This window comes from Candidatus Nitrosomarinus catalina, from assembly GCF_002156965.1.
GTDB classification, from domain to species: domain Archaea; phylum Thermoproteota; class Nitrososphaeria; order Nitrososphaerales; family Nitrosopumilaceae; genus Nitrosopumilus; species Nitrosopumilus catalinensis.
Genome location: NZ_CP021324.1, coordinates 466,780 through 483,489, shown reverse-complemented (window position 1 = coordinate 483,489; position 16,710 = coordinate 466,780). Strand labels below are relative to the sequence as shown.

27 protein-coding genes are annotated in these 16,710 nt (G+C 30.0%); 16 read left to right on the top strand and 11 right to left on the bottom strand.

The features are described from left to right. Positions 1-11: 11 nt before the first annotated feature. The 3 genes from NMSP_RS02810 to NMSP_RS02800 are packed head-to-tail and all read left to right on the top strand — an operon-like array spanning position 12 to position 2,563. Positions 12-1,427 carry a TldD/PmbA family protein gene (locus NMSP_RS02810; protein ID WP_086907349.1) on the top strand — a complete coding sequence of 472 codons (1,416 nt, stop codon included), beginning with the start codon at positions 12-14 and terminating at the stop codon, positions 1,425-1,427. Position 1,428: 1 nt separating this feature from the next. Further along, on the top strand, positions 1,429-2,022 hold the full coding sequence (locus tag NMSP_RS02805) for a uracil-DNA glycosylase (RefSeq protein ID WP_086907348.1): 594 nt from the start codon (positions 1,429-1,431) through the stop codon (positions 2,020-2,022). After that, the gene (locus NMSP_RS02800; RefSeq protein WP_086907347.1) at positions 2,006-2,563 is read left to right on the top strand and encodes a DNA-3-methyladenine glycosylase; all 558 of its coding nucleotides are present in this window, start codon (positions 2,006-2,008) and stop codon (positions 2,561-2,563) included. Before NMSP_RS02805 ends, NMSP_RS02800 begins: the two co-directional genes overlap by 17 nt. On the opposite strand, the gene NMSP_RS02795 is transcribed toward NMSP_RS02800, so the two are convergent. Further along, positions 2,560-3,216 carry a DedA family protein gene (locus tag NMSP_RS02795; RefSeq protein ID WP_086907346.1) on the bottom strand — a complete coding sequence of 219 codons (657 nt, stop codon included), beginning with the start codon at positions 3,214-3,216 and terminating at the stop codon, positions 2,560-2,562. The two genes, NMSP_RS02800 and NMSP_RS02795, sit on opposite strands and share 4 nt — an antisense overlap. An 86-nt stretch (positions 3,217-3,302) precedes the next feature. Here NMSP_RS02795 and NMSP_RS02790 point away from each other — a divergent pair, with 86 nt between their 5' ends. The 3 genes from NMSP_RS02790 to NMSP_RS02780 all read left to right on the top strand — a co-directional run bounded on the left by NMSP_RS02790 (position 3,303) and on the right by NMSP_RS02780 (position 4,665). Further along, a complete protein-coding gene (locus tag NMSP_RS02790; protein ID WP_225971318.1) occupies positions 3,303-3,803 on the top strand; it encodes a YqaA family protein in 501 nt (166 codons plus the stop codon). Positions 3,804-3,880: 77 nt separating this feature from the next. Next, positions 3,881-4,255, top strand: coding sequence for a DUF6659 family protein (locus tag NMSP_RS02785; protein ID WP_086907345.1), 375 nt, complete (start codon positions 3,881-3,883; stop codon positions 4,253-4,255). A 134-nt stretch (positions 4,256-4,389) separates the two neighbouring features. After that, a complete protein-coding gene (locus NMSP_RS02780) occupies positions 4,390-4,665 on the top strand; it encodes a hypothetical protein (protein ID WP_086907344.1) in 276 nt (91 codons plus the stop codon). Positions 4,666-4,668: 3 nt separating this feature from the next. On the opposite strand, the gene NMSP_RS02775 is transcribed toward NMSP_RS02780, so the two are convergent. Then, positions 4,669-5,604, bottom strand: coding sequence for an ABC transporter ATP-binding protein (locus NMSP_RS02775; protein ID WP_086907343.1), 936 nt, complete (start codon positions 5,602-5,604; stop codon positions 4,669-4,671). An 81-nt stretch (positions 5,605-5,685) separates the two neighbouring features. Here NMSP_RS02775 and NMSP_RS02770 point away from each other — a divergent pair, with 81 nt between their 5' ends. The 4 genes from NMSP_RS02770 (at position 5,686) to NMSP_RS08750 (ending at position 8,491) form a co-directional block, all read left to right on the top strand. Then, positions 5,686-6,192, top strand: coding sequence for a transcription elongation factor NusA (locus NMSP_RS02770; protein WP_086907342.1), 507 nt, complete (start codon positions 5,686-5,688; stop codon positions 6,190-6,192). A gap of 2 nt (positions 6,193-6,194) precedes the next feature. After that, complete coding sequence (aspS, locus tag NMSP_RS02765) at positions 6,195-7,481, top strand: aspartate--tRNA(Asn) ligase (RefSeq protein ID WP_086908353.1); 1,287 nt, start codon at positions 6,195-6,197, stop codon at positions 7,479-7,481. A gap of 2 nt (positions 7,482-7,483) precedes the next feature. Beyond that, a complete protein-coding gene (locus tag NMSP_RS02760) occupies positions 7,484-7,687 on the top strand; it encodes a DUF1059 domain-containing protein (protein WP_086907341.1) in 204 nt (67 codons plus the stop codon). 63 nt (positions 7,688-7,750) lie between these two features. After that, on the top strand, positions 7,751-8,491 hold the full coding sequence (locus tag NMSP_RS08750) for a CFI-box-CTERM domain-containing protein (protein WP_318779021.1): 741 nt from the start codon (positions 7,751-7,753) through the stop codon (positions 8,489-8,491). A 293-nt stretch (positions 8,492-8,784) separates the two neighbouring features. On the opposite strand, the gene NMSP_RS08360 is transcribed toward NMSP_RS08750, so the two are convergent. From NMSP_RS08360 to NMSP_RS02735, 5 genes are all read right to left on the bottom strand, one after another. Continuing rightward, entirely contained in the window at positions 8,785-8,940 is a 156-nt protein-coding gene (locus NMSP_RS08360) for a hypothetical protein (protein WP_192866203.1), read from the bottom strand. Positions 8,941-9,024: 84 nt separating this feature from the next. Next, positions 9,025-9,246, bottom strand: a complete 222-nt coding sequence (locus NMSP_RS02750; protein WP_086907340.1) for a hypothetical protein — start codon at positions 9,244-9,246, stop codon at positions 9,025-9,027. A gap of 3 nt (positions 9,247-9,249) precedes the next feature. Further along, positions 9,250-9,510 (bottom strand): DUF373 family protein, encoded by a 261-nt coding sequence (locus NMSP_RS02745; RefSeq protein ID WP_086907339.1) that lies wholly within the window; start codon positions 9,508-9,510, stop codon positions 9,250-9,252. A 255-nt stretch (positions 9,511-9,765) separates the two neighbouring features. Further along, a complete protein-coding gene (locus NMSP_RS02740) occupies positions 9,766-10,119 on the bottom strand; it encodes a hypothetical protein (RefSeq protein ID WP_086907338.1) in 354 nt (117 codons plus the stop codon). Positions 10,120-10,190: 71 nt separating this feature from the next. Further along, complete coding sequence (locus NMSP_RS02735) at positions 10,191-10,373, bottom strand: hypothetical protein (protein ID WP_086907337.1); 183 nt, start codon at positions 10,371-10,373, stop codon at positions 10,191-10,193. Positions 10,374-10,637: 264 nt separating this feature from the next. Between NMSP_RS02735 and NMSP_RS02730 the strand changes: the two genes are divergently transcribed. The 3 genes from NMSP_RS02730 (at position 10,638) to NMSP_RS02720 (ending at position 12,580) form a co-directional block, all read left to right on the top strand. Beyond that, complete coding sequence (locus NMSP_RS02730; RefSeq protein WP_225971317.1) at positions 10,638-11,429, top strand: alpha/beta fold hydrolase; 792 nt, start codon at positions 10,638-10,640, stop codon at positions 11,427-11,429. Between the two features lie 37 nt (positions 11,430-11,466). Beyond that, positions 11,467-11,892, top strand: a complete 426-nt coding sequence (locus tag NMSP_RS02725) for an AbrB/MazE/SpoVT family DNA-binding domain-containing protein (protein ID WP_086907335.1) — start codon at positions 11,467-11,469, stop codon at positions 11,890-11,892. Between the two features lie 250 nt (positions 11,893-12,142). Next, positions 12,143-12,580, top strand: coding sequence for a hypothetical protein (locus NMSP_RS02720; RefSeq protein WP_086907334.1), 438 nt, complete (start codon positions 12,143-12,145; stop codon positions 12,578-12,580). 59 nt (positions 12,581-12,639) lie between these two features. On the opposite strand, the gene phaC is transcribed toward NMSP_RS02720, so the two are convergent. Together phaC and NMSP_RS02710 are read right to left on the bottom strand one after the other, a co-directional pair. Next, complete coding sequence (gene phaC / locus NMSP_RS02715) at positions 12,640-13,704, bottom strand: class III poly(R)-hydroxyalkanoic acid synthase subunit PhaC (RefSeq protein WP_086907333.1); 1,065 nt, start codon at positions 13,702-13,704, stop codon at positions 12,640-12,642. Then, positions 13,694-14,191, bottom strand: coding sequence for a poly(R)-hydroxyalkanoic acid synthase subunit PhaE (locus NMSP_RS02710; RefSeq protein ID WP_192866228.1), 498 nt, complete (start codon positions 14,189-14,191; stop codon positions 13,694-13,696). The genes phaC and NMSP_RS02710 overlap by 11 nt, the downstream gene beginning before the upstream one ends. A 151-nt stretch (positions 14,192-14,342) precedes the next feature. On the opposite strand from NMSP_RS02710, the gene NMSP_RS02705 reads away from it, so the two are divergent. Both NMSP_RS02705 and NMSP_RS02700 read left to right on the top strand, forming a co-directional pair. Then, entirely contained in the window at positions 14,343-14,735 is a 393-nt protein-coding gene (locus tag NMSP_RS02705) for a DUF6659 family protein (RefSeq protein WP_086907331.1), read from the top strand. Positions 14,736-14,847: 112 nt separating this feature from the next. Further along, positions 14,848-15,261, top strand: a complete 414-nt coding sequence (locus NMSP_RS02700; RefSeq protein ID WP_086907330.1) for a hypothetical protein — start codon at positions 14,848-14,850, stop codon at positions 15,259-15,261. Between the two features lie 113 nt (positions 15,262-15,374). On the opposite strand, the gene NMSP_RS02695 is transcribed toward NMSP_RS02700, so the two are convergent. Then, positions 15,375-15,605, bottom strand: coding sequence for a hypothetical protein (locus tag NMSP_RS02695; RefSeq protein WP_086907329.1), 231 nt, complete (start codon positions 15,603-15,605; stop codon positions 15,375-15,377). A gap of 46 nt (positions 15,606-15,651) precedes the next feature. After that, positions 15,652-15,846, bottom strand: coding sequence for a hypothetical protein (locus tag NMSP_RS02690; protein ID WP_086907328.1), 195 nt, complete (start codon positions 15,844-15,846; stop codon positions 15,652-15,654). A 401-nt stretch (positions 15,847-16,247) separates the two neighbouring features. Here NMSP_RS02690 and NMSP_RS02685 point away from each other — a divergent pair, with 401 nt between their 5' ends. Further along, complete coding sequence (locus NMSP_RS02685; RefSeq protein ID WP_086907327.1) at positions 16,248-16,550, top strand: hypothetical protein; 303 nt, start codon at positions 16,248-16,250, stop codon at positions 16,548-16,550. Positions 16,551-16,710 lie beyond the last annotated feature (160 nt).

The window sequence follows — 16,710 nt, the reverse complement described above, 5'->3', positions numbered from 1 at the left end:
ATTTGTAAAATGTGGATAAAAAATTACAGGATTTAGCTGATAAAATAATTGAATATGCAGGACAATCAGGAGTCCAATATTGCGATGCCAGAGCAGAACAACAGGTAAAAAAATCCACATTAATAGAAAATAATGAAATTGAACACGTTAGAAATAGTGAGGATAAAGGAATAGGAGTCAGATTAATTAAAAATGGAGCATGGAGTTTTTGTTCAATTAGCAATCCAAAATCATTTGATGAAATAAAAAATATTTTAGACAACACAATAAGAAATTCAGATTATACAAATTCAAATAAAAAAAATAAAATTAATCTTCACAACAATCCAATAAATAAAAAACAAATTGATTTCCCCGTATTAAAAAAACCAGAAATTGAAGAATTAACATCCATAGGATTAGAATGTAATAAAATAATAATGGATTCACCATTAATAATTAAATCAGTTACAAATCCATATTATGTAACTAGTTCAAAATATTTTGTCAATTCGGAAGGTTCAGAAATTTTACAAAAGTTTACAGATGTGATTGTTGAAATGATTGCAACTGCACATGAATCAGGATTAACACAATCAGTTAACATTACAGAAGGAGGAAGGGGAGGTTTAGAATTAATTCAAAATAAAGTTCAACAAAGTGCAAAAGAAATTGCAAACAAAGCATCAGAATTAATTAAGGCAAAACCAGTAAAAGAAGAAAAAACAACACTAGTAATGAATCCAGATTTTGTTTCCTTACTTACTCATGAAATATTAGGACATCCATCAGAAGCAGATAGAGTTCTAGGTAAAGAAATGGCTTGGGCAGGAGGAGCTTGGTGGAAAGGAAAAATTGGAGAAAAGATTGGTTCAGAAAATCTTAATGTGTTTGATGATCCGACAATAAAAGAAAGTCTAGGATGGTATTATTTTGACGATGAAGGAGTTGAAACTAAAAGAACAAACTTAGTAGAAAAGGGAATTCTAAAGAACCATATGCAAAATAGAGAAACTTCGGAAATATTCAATACTACACCTACAGGCAATATGAGAGCAACAAATTATCGATATATGCCATTAATTCGAATGGCTTGTACGTGTATTGGTAACGGAAACCAAAATGTGAGCGAAATAATAAAAGATGTCAAAAATGGATACTATATTTCAAATATGAAAGTCCCATCAATAGACATGAAGCGATATAATTGGAGTATTTCATGTCAATACGCACAAAAAATTGAAAATGGGGAATTAACAGATTTGCAAAGAGATGTCATCGTAATGGGAACCGCACCTGAATTTTTTAATTCTATAGATGCATGTGGAAATGATTTTACAGTAAGACCAATAACTAATTGTGGAAAAGGAGATCCTATGCAATCAATGATTATGGGAAATGGAGGTCCTACAATCAGAGGAACTGCAACAGTAAAAAGTGTAAATTAGTATGGAAAAAAAATTAGAAAAAATGAAGCAACAAGTAATTGAATGCACAAAGTGTGAATTAAGTCAAACACGCAATAATTCAGTTGCAGGAAAAGGAAATTTCAAAGCAGATGTGATTTTTGTAGGCGAAGCACCAGGGAAAAATGAAGATTTGAAAGGAGAACCATTTATCGGAATTGCAGGAAAAAAATTATCAATTGCACTTGAAAGTGCAGGAATTACACGGGAGGAAGTGTACATTACAAATATTGTTAAATGCAGACCACCAAAAAACAGAGTTCCAACACCAATTGAGAGAGAGACGTGTCAAAATTATCTTAAGAAAGAAATAGAGATTATTGAACCCAAAATAATTTGTATTTTAGGTAATACTGCATTTAGTTCATTGTTAGATGGCAAAGAAATTACAAAATTTAGGGGAAAAGTAGTCAGCAAGAATAATCAATTATATTTTTTGACAGTACATCCAGCTGCAACGATTTATAATCAAAAACTAATCAGTGTTTTAAAAAAAGATATGAAAAAATTGTTCAGAGTGATAAAAGAATTAAAAGATAAGAAAAAAATTAAGATAGATATTGAATATACTTCCTAGAGAATTTTATCAGAGAGACACTGTAATTGTGGCAAAAAAACTATTAGGAAAAAAACTAGTAAGGAAAATAGGAAATCAGGAAATTTCAGGAATCATTACTGAAACAGAGGCATATAGGCACGAAGATGATCCTGCTAGCCACGCATTTAGAAAAATTACGGATAGAAATAAAGTCATGTTTGGAAACGTAGGAATTTCATATGTGTATTTCACATATGGTATGCATTATTGCTTCAACATTGTTGCAAAAAAATCAAAAGTACCAGCAGGTGCAGTTTTAATTCGAGCAATTGAACCAGACAAAGGAATCAAAAAGATGCAAGAAAATAGAAGTTTAAAAGACATTAAAAATTTGACAAATGGTCCAGCAAAACTTACACAAGCACTAAACATTACAAAAGAACATTACGGAATTGATTTAACAAAAAAATCAGAGATACACATTACAGAAGGTATCAAAGTAAAAAAAATTGCAGAGTCTCAAAGAGTTGGAATTAAAAAGGGAAAAGAATTATTGTGGAATTTTAAAATAATGAATTAGTTTTTAGAATCTTTATTATTTTCATCATCTAAAGTGTCATCTAATGTCCAAGGTGCAAATTTTACCATAATTCTTTGCCAATCTAATTTTAAAACTAAAAGTACTACACCAGTCATCATAGCACCAAAAATTAAAATTCCAATGTAAACAGGAGTTGGATCATTAACGTTTTCTAAAAATGGTTCAATGAAAGACAATCCAACATAATGCGAAATAAATACAATGATGTAACTTAATACAATTTTTCCTGCTAACGTAGCAACAAAAAATCTTTTTGCATTATATTTTGCAAGACCAAGAGGAATGAAAATTATATCATCAGGCATGGGGGTTGCAGCCGCAAAAAATGCAGCAGCAGCACCATATTTCTTTACTAATCTTTCAAAAGGTTTCATTCTTGTTCTAGTTTTTGGGTTTAAAATTTTACGACCACTAAAACTAAGGAAGAATATTATTTGTTTTGCAATAGTAGCGCTAATTGCAGAAACTAAAGCAAGTATATGTAAATCATATTCAGAGCCTACAGACATTGTAGCAAGTAGTAAAAATCCAGGAAGAGGAACAAATGGAATCAATGAACCAATGAAATTAACTAGTGCCAGAATCAAATATCCATCATCTGGAGCAAACGGAAAGATATCAGTTAACTCCATTAATCAAATGAAAATTAGGCGGTATTTATTCAAAACTAACAATAAAAAATCAAAGTGAATAATAATCACAATAAAGAGGGGTATTCATGAGTTATGAGTTAATCATAGAATATTATCAACAAATTCAAGATATTTTATCGAATAATTATTTTCAAGAATATGGAGTAATTGGATTATTTCTAAATTCATTATTATCAGCTACTGCAATTCCAATACCAACAGAAATTTTAACATCAGCATTATTAATTGGAGGAGAAAACATTGTTCTCGTCGGACTAGCGTTAGTTATAGGATCAGTGATTGGAGGAGTCTTAAATTATTTCATAGGTTTTGGAGGAAACAAATTATTTAAAAAAATTAAAAGAAAAACAGATATCGAAACAAATGAAAAAAAACATAATAAAATATTAGATAAATTTGGATGGAGTGCAATATTTTTTGCAGCATGGATTCCAGTGATTGGAGATTTAATTTTAATATCAGCAGGAATTAAAAAAATGAAATTTGTAAAATTTTCAATTTTCATGATTTCAGGAAAGATAGTCAAGACCATAATTGTAGTAGTAGGATTAGGAACAATCTTTTAAAAAAATACAAAATATCAATCTAAAACGGGTTGAGATCAAGGAGATGATTAAAATACATTTAAAATTGTACACGATGTATGGCAGTAAAAAAATTCAAATCAATTTGTGAAGACATAGCCTCAATCAGTCCATTTATCAGATTTGTAGGAGTGATTGGAGAAAGAGGAGAGCTATTAGCACATACTAGAAGACAGGATTTAACGCCATTATTAGATGAAAAAAATACAAAATATCAATTCTCACATATTGCTATGAAAACAGACTTGGAGGGATTTTTTGATAAAAATTTAGGCGAAGTGGAATTTGTTTGGGAAGAACGGAAAAAAGTACAAACAATATCATTTGCAATCAAAAAAGCAATAGTGTGGGTGTCAATAGATAAAAAAGTAATCAGATCAGAAATGCTAAGAATCATTGACTCATGTCTACCAATTGTTAAAAAACATTCTTAAAATTTGAAATAATTTGAAATGCCCATATTGTGAGATTGATTTAGATTCGCTTAGCATGACAGATGGATTAAAACATATTTTAGAACATAAAAAAGAAAACCAAAATTAAAGTATCAAATGAAAGTTAGAAAAGTGTGGAAAACATTAAAGAGTTAATCGAAGAAATTAATTCAAGAAAACCAAAAGATTATGAAAAAATGAGCATTATAGAAGTCAGTGATGAACTTCACAAAGTAATGGATTTTGAACAGACAGTATTAAAAAAAATAAAATTATTTGAAGATAATCATCAAGAGCCAGATTTAATCAAATATGCAAAAATGATTTCTAAAAAAATTATAGAGCGAGAAACGACGTTAATTCAAGAGACATATTTGAAAAAAATTGATGCAGAGTACCTAAATTCATAAAAATTAATTCTCTTCATAAAGCCAGCATCTTACATAGCCAGTATCTGTTTTAAATTTTGGAGGAAGTTTTTTACATTTTTCAATAGCTAAAGGACATCTATCAATAAATCTGCATTCAGTTGGAGGTTCAAGTAAGCTAGGAGGAGTTCCAGGAATATATTTTGGAATTTTTCCCTTAAGTGTCGGGATTGATTCAATCAGTCCCTGAGTGTAAGGATGTTTAGGATTTTCATAAATTTCTTTAGAAGTTCCAAATTCAACCATTTGTCCACCATACATAATTCCAATTTTATCAGCAATTTCAGATAAAACTGCCAAATCATGAGTAATCAGCATAAAGGACATACCGTCTTTTTTCAATTTTTTGAGTAGATTGATGATTTGTGCTTGAATTAAAACATCTAGTGCAGTAGTAGGTTCATCAGCAACAACAAATTGAGGTTTTAAAATTAAAGCCATTGCAATGATAACACGTTGTTTCATCCCACCACTTAATTCATGAGGATATTTTTTTAACACATCGGCATCTAAATTGACAGAAGTAATAGAATCTAAAATTAATTCATCAGAATTTCCATCAAAATTATGTTGTTTTAAGATTTCATTAAATTGTTGACGTATTGTAAATACAGGATCCAATGAATTCATAGCACCTTGAAAAATCATGGATATTTTTTTCCAACGGAATTTTTCATCGAATTCAGAGTCAGATAGATCTAAAATAGATTCATTATCAAAAATTATTTTTCCAGAACTTTCTCCACCACTAAGCATTCTAATTAATGATAATCCAAGTGTACTTTTTCCACATGCACTTTCACCAGCAATTCCTAAAGATTCTCCAACATCTAATCGGAAATTTACATCATCTACAGCATAAACAGGGCCTTTAGATGTAGGATATGTAGAAAATAGTCCATCAACAGATAACAGAGTCATGTATTACTTAGATCCATCTAGAATTTTTATTTTGCACTAAGGGATATAAACAACAGTGTTAGAATTAAAAAATCGATTCAAATGATATTTCCAATATGTGGCTTTGATGCAAAAAATGCAGTATTATGTCCTCAATGCGAAGCAAAAGTAGAGAAAGGGGATCTAACGAAAGCAGATGTAGACGCATCAATTGCATTAGCAAAAATTGCCAAATCAAACAAAGAAATAGAAAATTTTACGTTGTTTTCATGCAAGGATTTTAAAGGAAATTTCATTTTATCAATGGCAAAGAATGACATTATGGCAATTAGACAAAGTAGAACATTATACAGATTAATTCAGGATCAGTTTAAAGAAAAAATTTGGTTAGTTGAAGCAGATGAGACAGACAAAAAGTTCATCGAGGATTTATTCTTCCCTACAAAAATTTTAACAATTAATTCTGTTTTTTCAGGAGGCAATCAAAAAACAAAAGCAGTAGTTTCAGGTAAATGGACACCAAAATTCCCAATTGACACCAAAAAAGTAGTTGAAATTGTTAAAAATGCCCGAAACCTTGACATTGAGATAGAATTTGAGGATAAATGAAAATGGTTTTTGTTAAATCTCACGATATTTCAGAATTAAACCAAGAGTTAATTGGAAAACAAGTGGTATTGGGAGGATGGATTGAGGATCTTAGAAAATTAGGAAAAATGTCATTCATTACACTTCGAGACATTTCAGGAATTTCTCAAGTAATTGTTAAAGGAGAATTAAATGATAATCTTGGAGAAATTAATCGTCAAAGTGTTATAAGCATTAAAGGAATTGTTCAAGAAACTAAAGCTAGAGATTTTGAATTCGAAGTAAAAGCCGAAGAGATAGAAGTATTAGGAAAAGCAATTCACCCATTACCAGTAGACCCAATTGGAAGACTAGAAAGTAATATCGATACAAGATTAAATCATCGTGCACTAGATATGAGAAATCAAAAGACAGCATCAATTTTCAAGTTAAGACATTATGTTCTACAAATATTACGTAAGACATTGGCTGAAAAAAAATTCATTGAAATTACAACACCAAAAATTATTGGTAGTGCAAGTGAAGGCGGTGCAGATTTATTTTCATTAGAATATTTTGGAAAGACCGCATATCTTGCACAAAGTCCTCAACTATACAAAGAACAAATGACAATTGGACTAGAAAGAGTATTTGAAATTTCAAACTTTTACAGAGCAGAAAACTCACACACTGGAAGACACCTTACAGAATTTACCAGTATAGACATTGAAGCAGCATTTATGGATTACAACGATGTCATGGATGTTTTAGAAGCATTAGTAATTGCAGTTTACAAATTTACAGCAGAAAATTGTAAAAAAGAACAAGAATCAATTGGACATACAATTGAGATTCCGTCTGCCCCATTTGAGAGAATTACTTACAATCAATGCGTAGAAGAGCTCAAAAAAGCAGGGGAAAAAATTGAGTTTGGAGATGACTTGTTAGATTCACATTTAAGAATAATTGGAAATAACCACCCAGGATTTTACTTTTTAACTGATTGGCCAATGAAACTCAAGCCATTTTACATCAGAGAAAAAGATGAAGATGCAACACTTTCACGTTCTTTTGATTTGCAATACGGGTATCTAGAATTATCATCAGGAGGAACCAGACTTCATGATTCAGAATTACTGAAGGCAAGATTATCTGAACAAGGTCTAGATCCTGCACAATTTGAGGACCATCTCAAAACATTTGATTGGGGAATGCCGCCACATTCAGGTTGGGGTATGGGTTTAGATAGACTCATGACCACATTGATTGGAATTGATAATGTTCGGGAAGTAGTTCTTTATCCAAGAGATCCAGACAGATTGTCACCATAATTATGACAAAATCAATTAATTGTAATTTTACAGGCAAAGAGTGTAGTTGGTCAGCAGAATCAACAAGAAATGATGATAATGAATTAATGTCAAAAATTAAAGAACATGTTTTAGCAGAACACAAAGAAATTGAATGGAATACTGAAAATATTACAAATATCAAATCATTAATCACAGTCACTAAGAGGTTTTGGTGGTGGGGGTAAGGCTAAACGCTTATCCTAAAAAAAATTCTCAATCCTTTTAACATCTTTTTTTAATTGAAATTTATGAAAATATCTATTATTATTGGAATTATGATAATGATGACAATGTCATCAACTGCTTTTGGAGTGGTACTCGTATTTTTAGACAAAGATGTTTATGAAATTCCTACTCCCGATAATCCATTAACAGTTTTTATTGAATCTCCAGGTAAAGTTACAATTTCTGTAAGTAATGGGGATGTTGCAACTGTATTAGGAGATACAGATACTGGTGAATTTACCATTTATCATGATGATTATAATTTTGTTGAAGGTACAATGTTAATTGCAAATCACATTAATGATTATACTTTAAAAGAATGGACAGATGTTTCCACTTTTACTAAAACTGGATTGGCTGTACCTGCAAAAGAAACAACTAGTGTAAAAACCGGTAATGGTGGCGGTTGTCTAATTGCAACAGCAACATATGGCTCGGAACTTGCACCACAAGTACAACAACTCAGAGAATTACGTGACAATCAATTACTACAAACAGAATCTGGAGCTGCATTCATGAGTACATTCAATGATGTCTATTACTCATTTAGTCCAATAATTGCAGATTATGAGCGTGAAAATCCCTACTTCAAAGAGGCTGTCAAGCTTGCAATTACTCCAATGATTACTAGTTTATCTTTGATGGAAAATGCTAATTCAGAATCAGAAGTGTTGGGAATTGGAATCTCAGTAATTATGTTAAATTTGGGAATGTATCTGGGTATTCCAGCTATTGTAATTATTGGAGTTAGAAAACAATTCTAAAAAAATCAGATTTTCAAACTACCAAACCTAAAGAAAAATATTTCTTTTAAAATAAAAAATTAATTTGAAAGGATGTTTATTTTTTAAGTTATTTTTAAATATTTTTTAAGATTTTTTTTAGCAAAAATAAATGAAAGATTTACTTTTACATAATATGGATAAACAAAAGGAGAAACACAAAAAAGAATTACAAGAAAAGATTGACAATGCAGAAATATTTGAATTCACATAATCAAAACTGAATAGGACATAGTAGTTCAAAAAAAATAAGATATGAAATTATTGTAGAAAATCTATTTTTTTGATAATAATTCTGTTTGTTTTTTCATTTCAGATAGAATTAAAATCAAGATTTCTTTTTCATTTAGTTTCAAAAGTGCCCTAGTTTCTTCTTCAGTGAACTGAATATCTTCATTTAATTCATCATATGTGGTTAATGAATCTGCCATGATCAAATTATGAAATTCTTATAAAAAAATGTACTTGCCACAATCTTGTATATTTTACAAAAAAAGTCGTGTCTAAAACAAAAATCAATGAGATGATTTAATATCTAATTTTAATTTTTTAATTAGAAATATTGCTGCAGCTCCAATGTTTAGCATTAATCCTCCAACTATAATTCCCACATACGAAAGCCAATTAATTGGAGCAGTTATGAAATAGATAATTGTTGTAGACAATATTACAATTCCAACAAGTATTAACAAATATGAAACTAATTTTGCAACTGATATTGCCTTTTCACGTTCCATAATTCAATCCTTATTCTCATCGTCTTTTGAAACATCATCTTCCATCAATTTGGAAATTGTGTAATCATGATGTTCCTTTCGATTTTTGGCGTTTAATTTTTTAATTTTTCTTTTAAGGTCTACACCCGCTATTAGCAGTGCACTTCCAAAGAAAAGGGAAATACCTGAAAAAAATGTCAAACCATAAGACATTACAAGATTAACTCCAATCAATAGAACTGCAATTCCAATTACCACCAATAAAAGAGGGATTTGTTTTATCATAATTTTCAGATGTGATTGGTCTTCATAGTTGTTTCTTTTCTCAATATCATGAATTCAACCATCAAATAGCCACACAATTGATGAAATACCAACCTTTTTGTAAACTCATTAGTTCATAAAATTACAATTTGCACGCCATGAGAATTGGTATGTTTAGTGACACGTGATAACTCTCCAAAGGAGTAAGTTTTGGTTACTAAATAAAAAATTCTCCAGTGGCAACTTCGGTTGTCACTGTACATTATTTTGATTAGGCTATCTTAGTAACCAATGCCAATATCCTCCAAGCATGGGTTTGTCTCTATCAAATTTTATCCTAGCTTTACTCTTTTGTATTTTTAAATAATTTTGAATAATCTTTAGAATTGCTTTTTCGTCTTTAATTTTAGGATCACGTGTATGATTATACTCTACGAGTTCTTTGATAAAACCAATCCTAACATAAATTGTGTAAAACCACCAACCCATTGCAAACTCAGCTTCTGGACTGAATCTATAACCATCCGTTTGATGAATTTGTTTTTCAAATTGTGAGAAAACAGTTTTTAGTGATTTAATGTCTCCTTCAAAATCCTGTGAAGAAACATAGAAAATTGGAACCCAAGTCACAATATTATTTCAAAGATATAGAATTTAAGGAAAATGAATTAAAACATGTATTGAAAAAAAGTATTTTTTCTTTATTCACAACAATCGGAAACAGAGTCCGTTTTTGCCTTGACATGTGTTTTTAGATGATAAGCAAGTTCCAATCCTTGTCGAACTTCCTCCTCAGAATACCCTTCTGCTTGTAATTCTTTTGTTATTTCAGCTATAATTTTTTGTTCCTCTTCTTGATCAAATTTAGTGAATTTTTCACTCATCAGTAACAATACATGCCGCTAGTATATGAAAACTTGTGCCTGAAAAACAAAATTTCAGGCTTAATTGACTAGAGATGAGAATTTGGTCTTTATTTTACTCCATTTAAAAAATACAATAATGAGAATGGGAGATTTCAATAAAACTAGCAATATAAGATAATCAGATAATTCCAAGATCTTTTCTAATACATCATTGGATAAAAAATAGTTCTAATTTTAGAAAATTTAGCTAAGAACTTATCTAGTAAACAGATGAAATGTACGATGTTGAAAGAGAAATTCATCAATATCGATGGAAGTAAAATTAGATATTTAGAATCAGGATCATCAAAAAAAACACTTCTCTTAATTCATGGATTGGGTGCATCATGCGAAAGATGGGAAAAAGTATTACCTATTTTTGAGAAGGATTTTCAAGTCATAGTTCCGGATTTAATTGGGTTTGGATATAGTGATAAACCAACAGTAGATTATACAATAGATTTTTTTTCAAATTTTTTAGAAAAATTTCTGAAATCTTTAGGTATTAAAAAAACTAGCATAATAGGCTCATCATTAGGAGGACAAATTGCAGCAGAATTCACATCTGCTAATCCAAATTCAGTTGAAAAACTAATTTTAGTGTCTCCATCAGGAATTATGAAACAATCTACCTTTGCTCTGGATGCATACATAATGGCTGCATTATATCCTAACGAACAAAGTGCAAAAAATGCATTTGAAACAATGGATGGATCAGGTAAAGAAATTCCAAGTGCCACAATTACAGGATTTGTAAGCAGAATGAAATTACATAATGCAAAATTTGCTTTTATGTCAACTTTATTAGGATTAAAAAATTCTGAATCAATCATTACTAAACTAAAAAATATTTCTTCGCCAACATTGATAGTTTGGGGTACAGAGGATCCAGTAATTCCCATTAAATTTGCCAATGATTTTGTAATACATATTGGCAATTCTGAATTATATGAAATGAGTGATTGCGGACATACACCATATGTTCAAAAGCCAGAATTATTTGCTTCGCAAGTATTAAAATTCTTGAATAATTAATGAAAGGATTTAAATTATAATTATCATATTTTTGGTTATGAATGGTAACAATAACCAATATGATCCTACCACAATGTTCAAAGATTGGATTCAAAAAAGCGGTCAAGCACAAGCTGAATTTATGAAAAACTTTGGAACATTAATGACAAATCAACCCAATCAAAAATTTAATCCACTAGAAACACTAAAAGAAGTTTCTGAAAAAACAGTACAAACTCAATCAAACATAATGGACAACATGTCATCAATGCAAACAAAAAGTATGGACACCATGTTCAGTATTGGACAAATGTTACCATCGTTTATGAATTGGGGAGCATACAAAACCACCATCAGTAGTAATGGTAGAATTTCAATTCCAGAGGCTGAACGAAATGCTTTAGATTTGGGTGAAGGCGATTTGGTTCAAGTCATTATATTACCAATTACCAAAAAAACAAAAACTAAGAAAAGTAAAAAATAATTCAGGGTTAAACAACTCAAAAAGATTAGGCAGTTACGAATTTTATAATTGCAACAAAACCATCATCGATAAATTTGGAATTAACAAATAATTCATGATTTTAAATTATCATATTCATATCGAATACAAATCTGTTTTTGAAAACATGTATTTTTTACTAAAAAATTTAGAATGTAATGAAAGGATTCCTTTACCATTCATTACCAACTATTACCAATAATATATATAGTGGTAATCCAATCTCAATTTCATGAGTACACAAACAAAAACAACTCAAAATACAAATCAGTCAAACAATGTATTTGCAATCTACAAACAAAATGTACAAAAATATTTTGATAGTATCACAAAAAATACTCCACAATATTTTCAAGCAACAACACATTTTCAAGAAGAATGTATGAAAACTGCTCAAAAATCATTTGATGCTGCAATCACAATGCAACAAGAATTTGCTCAAAAATCAGGAGTATCTACAGATATTCCTAGTGCTGCAAAAACAGTAATTGTTGATTCTAACAAACAAATTATTCAAGCAAGTACAATTCAAAATCAAATTGCAAAAACTGTAATTGATGCAACAACACAAAATATGAAATCATTTAATGATAATGTTGAAGCATTCACTGATTTGAATAAAAATATTATCCAATCATGGATAACAACATTCACTCCTACAAATAACTAGGGTGATTTTTTATTTTATTTATACATAAATTAAATATCTATTAATTTATTTTTACTTTTTTATGATCTTTCAGCTAACCATTTACCCATTTCAGGTAATACTTTTTTTTGAGATAAAGAACTAGCAATCATTCCAACATGGCCTGTAGGATATATTTTTAAAATTTTATCTTCACTACCTACAGCATAATGTAATGGCATACTACATTCAGGAGACACTAAATGATCTCCCACAGCTACTTGTGTGAACATAGGCATGTCAATATTTTTTAAATTAACTAATTCATCACCCACATACATTTGATTTTGTATCAAAAGATTTTTTTGATAAATGTCTTTAATCCATTGTTTGAATAACTCACCAGGGATAGGAGGAGTATCACCTAACCATTTTTCAACTCTTAAAAAATTATCAACATATTTTTTGTCATCAATATTTTTAAAAAATTTAATATATTTTTCAATTCCTTGTTCAAATGGTTTTAAAACTGAAAAACAATAATACATGAATTCTGGAGGCATATTTCCAATTATATCAACCATTTTATCAGCATCCATATGTTTTGCTAAATTACTAATTACAGTGGTATCTTTCCACCCATCAATTACAGGGGCAGTAGCAACGTAGTTTTTTACATTTTCTGGGTGTAAAGCAGTGTATGCAGTAGCAATTGTTGCACCGGTACAATATCCTTGTAGTGAAATATTTTCAGTAGATGTTTGATTTTTAATAAATTCTACTGAGGCATCTAAATACCCATTAACATAATCATCAAAATCTAAATATTTATCCATACTAGTTGGAGTTCCCCAATCCAACATGTATACTTCAAATCCTTGTTCTAAGAGATTTTTTACCCAACTTTTTTCAGGATGAATATCTAAAATGTGATATCGATTAATTAACGCATAAGATATCAGCAAAGGTGTTTTGTATTTTGTTTCAACTAGAGGTTTGTAATGTAATAATCGAGTTTTATCAATTTCTTGAACTACCTCATGAGGAGTTACTTCCAAATTTATTTCATCAGGAGCTGAAACTAATTTTGGAGCATCAATGACATTTTTACTAAATTTTAAAATTTCTTCAATTACTTTTGGATCAACATTAGATTCACTCAGCATTCTTTCTTTTCTCCTTTTTTAATTTTAATTCTAATTTAGATACACGTTTTTTTAATGAGTGAATTTCTTTATACACTTCATCAATCTCTTCCTTACTAGGAAGATTTACAGATTGTAAAATTACATTGGTAATGTTATTCCAATGTTTTGTCAATTCCAATTCTTTAGATACTAAATTTCCGTAATTGTCTCCAAATTTTTTAGAATCAAATAATTCAGTAAAGTCATTATCAAAAATATCAATCCAAATTCTCTTTACTGATTCTATTTGTTCAACATCTTGAGGGATTTCTGGAACTTTTAGGTTTACTTTTTTTTGAGCAATTCCCCAAGTAGTAGATAATTGATTATAATATTCAGTCATGTATTTGTTAAATTCAAATAATTTTTCATTGATCTCAATTAATTCAACGGATATTTTTTTTGAATTTGCAGCAAATGCCCTCATAGGTCCAATTGAAGTTAATGCCTGAGGCTTACTAGACATCAAATGAATAATGTCAGTCCAAAACAGTGACAAATGTTTGTAGTAATCAATAGTTTCAACAGAAGGGTCATTCAGGGTTTCAGATGAATTTGAACTCACCATATTAGATACATTTAGAACAAAATAAGTAGTTCTATTCCCTATAATATGGGTGGATAACGTAGAGGAACTTGAAAGTATTTGTCAGGATATTTTAAAATTACATCCAAAGATGCGCTCGGCGCGATTCATTAATGCCAGAGGGCACTTGGTAGCAGGTGGAATGAAAGATGGGCTACTATCACTAGAAGCAAAAAAACAAGATGAAATGATGTTCATGGAACTTGCGTTACGTGTCAGAATGCGACATGAATTTGATAATGAATTTGGAATAGTTCATTTTTCATTATCATACAGAGACAAAGTAATTGTAATGAGTTTTCCATTAAGCGACGATAATGTTTTACTAGTATCGCGTGAAAAAGATAAGAATTTTGAGGACATTCCATTTAAAATATTGGAGTTAATTGAGGATATTAAAAAAAATCCAAGTAAAATATTTTGAATTATGAAAGCAGATGTCATTCATTTAATTTTTAGCACCATTTAAAATAAAGTAATAATCAAAATAATTCTAAATAGATCCACTTAAGAATCACGAATGTATTTTAAAGTTAATGTCAACCAATTCAAAAAATAATGAATGGGATTCATTGTGGGGAGAATATTCAAAATCTCTTGAAAATTGGAAAACAATATTCGAACAATTCCAAAACGCCAGCAAGGACATGCAAACAAAATTCAATGATGTTTGGGAAAAGGCAGGTGCAGAATCCAGTGCCGATACCATGAAAGAGTTTACAGAAAAATGGCAAAAATCTATGAGTGATGCAGGAATAACATCATTCAAAGAATTTACAGAAAATTGGCAAAAATCTATGAATGATGCAAATGCTTCAGCGTTTAAACAGTTTGCAGACAATTGGCAAAAAGCTCTCAGTTCTTCAGGAATGGAACAAATGAATGCATATGGAGAAATGATGAAAAAATTTGCCGATACTTGGAATTCAATGTGGCCAAAATCCACATAATTTTTTATTCTAATTTTAAAGCAAGAAATTTCTCAAATCACAACATGGCTGTGAACTGTATAAAATTACAAAATAATAGTAGATGTTGAGACTAGCACAATGTCAAAAATCAGTTATGGGTAGTATCGCCACATTTCACCAATAAAGTCACATTCTCTACAAACATAGATTAAATTTCCATATGCTTGAGTATGTTGTCTTTCCCAGGCCATTAGTCCAGAACATTTGGTACAAGGTTTTGTTGGAGGGTGTATATTTTTCATATGAGTACGACATTCATCAAGATCATCAAAGGGTTTGTTGCAAGCATCACATTTTTCTTTCTTTTTTCCCAATAAGCCCATGATAATTTACTACACATACCACTAAAAAATCACTCTATACAAGAGATTATTGATTAAGATATTTTTCAAAGTCTTCCTTTGAAATAATTTGGTGGTCTAACTCCTTTATTTCATCAAAGCAATTTTTGCATGAATAAGTAACAAATTGTTTTCCATCAACAGTGCATAAAGCAAAAACAGATTGAGAAACTTCTATCCTTACTCCAGAAATATCAATATGATTGCACATTTTGATATTCATTTCTAATTACCTATTTGATACCCACAATCATTACAGCGATTTGCTTTTTTATCAAATCTAACTTGATGACATGCAGGGCAAGGTGTAAAGGCCATACAGTATTCACAAACCATCCATTAAAAAAAGTGATGCAGTCATATCAAAAATCAGTATTTGAACGTCCATATCATAAATTTTGTAAAATAAAATACATTGTTTAAAATCTTAATTAAAGAATAAAATGCATGCTTGAAAAGAAACTTCTACGAGATCAAAAAGAGCGTTCAGTTCTTTTTCTAGGATTTCTAGTAATTGTGGGTACAGCAGTAATGCTAATCCCATAATATTTTATTTTTAAAATAAATACTCGATATTACGCAACAGAAAGAGGTTTATCAGTAAAAAAATCATCAATTATTGAAATGTCTGAAGCATCACTCTCAAAATTAGATGATAAAGGAGTATTCACCATTGTTAATGTACAAAAAGTGGAGCGTAAAGTAGGAAAAGAAACAATTGTAGAGATAGATCTTCAGACTGAAGAAGAATTTGATGGAGTAAAAAAATTTTACACATCAAGAAAAATGATAGTTGCAAAATTTTATGACAACGGAAATCCCACCACACTATGCCAAGATATTCAAAAAGGTAAGAAATACAGAGTTAAAATTATCACACAAAAATTTGGTAACGGTAAAGAAGATTACGATATTGCAAAGTCTTAATGTTATTTTTCAAGTGTAAAAAATTCAAAAATGTATTAGTTATATTCAGTAAATTTCAAAAATAACTATGGATGATAGTAATTTTCCTAATGGCGTGTGCAAACAATGTCATAGACCAGTAACAGTGCTTATTCGTAAAAATGAATTACATGAAGGAGGC

Bases quoted from the DNA above. Each gene is read 5' to 3' on its own strand.
- NMSP_RS02770 (WP_086907342.1), top strand. From the start codon at position 5,686: ATGATATTTCCAATATGTGGCTTTGATGCAAAAAATGCAGTATTATGT.
- NMSP_RS02725 (WP_086907335.1), top strand. From the start codon at position 11,467: ATGAATGGTAACAATAACCAATATGATCCTACCACAATGTTCAAAGAT.
- NMSP_RS02785 (WP_086907345.1), top strand. From the start codon at position 3,881: ATGGCAGTAAAAAAATTCAAATCAATTTGTGAAGACATAGCCTCAATC.
- NMSP_RS02720 (WP_086907334.1), top strand. From the start codon at position 12,143: ATGAGTACACAAACAAAAACAACTCAAAATACAAATCAGTCAAACAAT.
- NMSP_RS08750 (WP_318779021.1), top strand. From the start codon at position 7,751: ATGAAAATATCTATTATTATTGGAATTATGATAATGATGACAATGTCA.
- NMSP_RS02775 (WP_086907343.1), bottom strand. From the start codon at position 5,604: ATGACTCTGTTATCTGTTGATGGACTATTTTCTACATATCCTACATCT.
- NMSP_RS02685 (WP_086907327.1), top strand. From the start codon at position 16,248: ATGTCTGAAGCATCACTCTCAAAATTAGATGATAAAGGAGTATTCACC.
- NMSP_RS02790 (WP_225971318.1), top strand. From the start codon at position 3,303: ATGAGTTATGAGTTAATCATAGAATATTATCAACAAATTCAAGATATT.
- NMSP_RS02745 (WP_086907339.1), bottom strand. From the start codon at position 9,510: ATGATAAAACAAATCCCTCTTTTATTGGTGGTAATTGGAATTGCAGTT.
- NMSP_RS02690 (WP_086907328.1), bottom strand. From the start codon at position 15,846: ATGAATATCAAAATGTGCAATCATATTGATATTTCTGGAGTAAGGATA.
- NMSP_RS02700 (WP_086907330.1), top strand. From the start codon at position 14,848: ATGTCAACCAATTCAAAAAATAATGAATGGGATTCATTGTGGGGAGAA.
- NMSP_RS02730 (WP_225971317.1), top strand. From the start codon at position 10,638: ATGTTGAAAGAGAAATTCATCAATATCGATGGAAGTAAAATTAGATAT.
- NMSP_RS02695 (WP_086907329.1), bottom strand. From the start codon at position 15,605: ATGGGCTTATTGGGAAAAAAGAAAGAAAAATGTGATGCTTGCAACAAA.
- phaC (WP_086907333.1), bottom strand. From the start codon at position 13,704: ATGCTGAGTGAATCTAATGTTGATCCAAAAGTAATTGAAGAAATTTTA.
- NMSP_RS08360 (WP_192866203.1), bottom strand. From the start codon at position 8,940: ATGGCAGATTCATTAACCACATATGATGAATTAAATGAAGATATTCAG.
- NMSP_RS02735 (WP_086907337.1), bottom strand. From the start codon at position 10,373: ATGAGTGAAAAATTCACTAAATTTGATCAAGAAGAGGAACAAAAAATT.
- NMSP_RS02795 (WP_086907346.1), bottom strand. From the start codon at position 3,216: ATGGAGTTAACTGATATCTTTCCGTTTGCTCCAGATGATGGATATTTG.
- NMSP_RS02805 (WP_086907348.1), top strand. From the start codon at position 1,429: ATGGAAAAAAAATTAGAAAAAATGAAGCAACAAGTAATTGAATGCACA.
- aspS (WP_086908353.1), top strand. From the start codon at position 6,195: ATGGTTTTTGTTAAATCTCACGATATTTCAGAATTAAACCAAGAGTTA.
- NMSP_RS02710 (WP_192866228.1), bottom strand. From the start codon at position 14,191: ATGTCTAGTAAGCCTCAGGCATTAACTTCAATTGGACCTATGAGGGCA.
- NMSP_RS02760 (WP_086907341.1), top strand. From the start codon at position 7,484: ATGACAAAATCAATTAATTGTAATTTTACAGGCAAAGAGTGTAGTTGG.
- NMSP_RS02750 (WP_086907340.1), bottom strand. From the start codon at position 9,246: ATGGAACGTGAAAAGGCAATATCAGTTGCAAAATTAGTTTCATATTTG.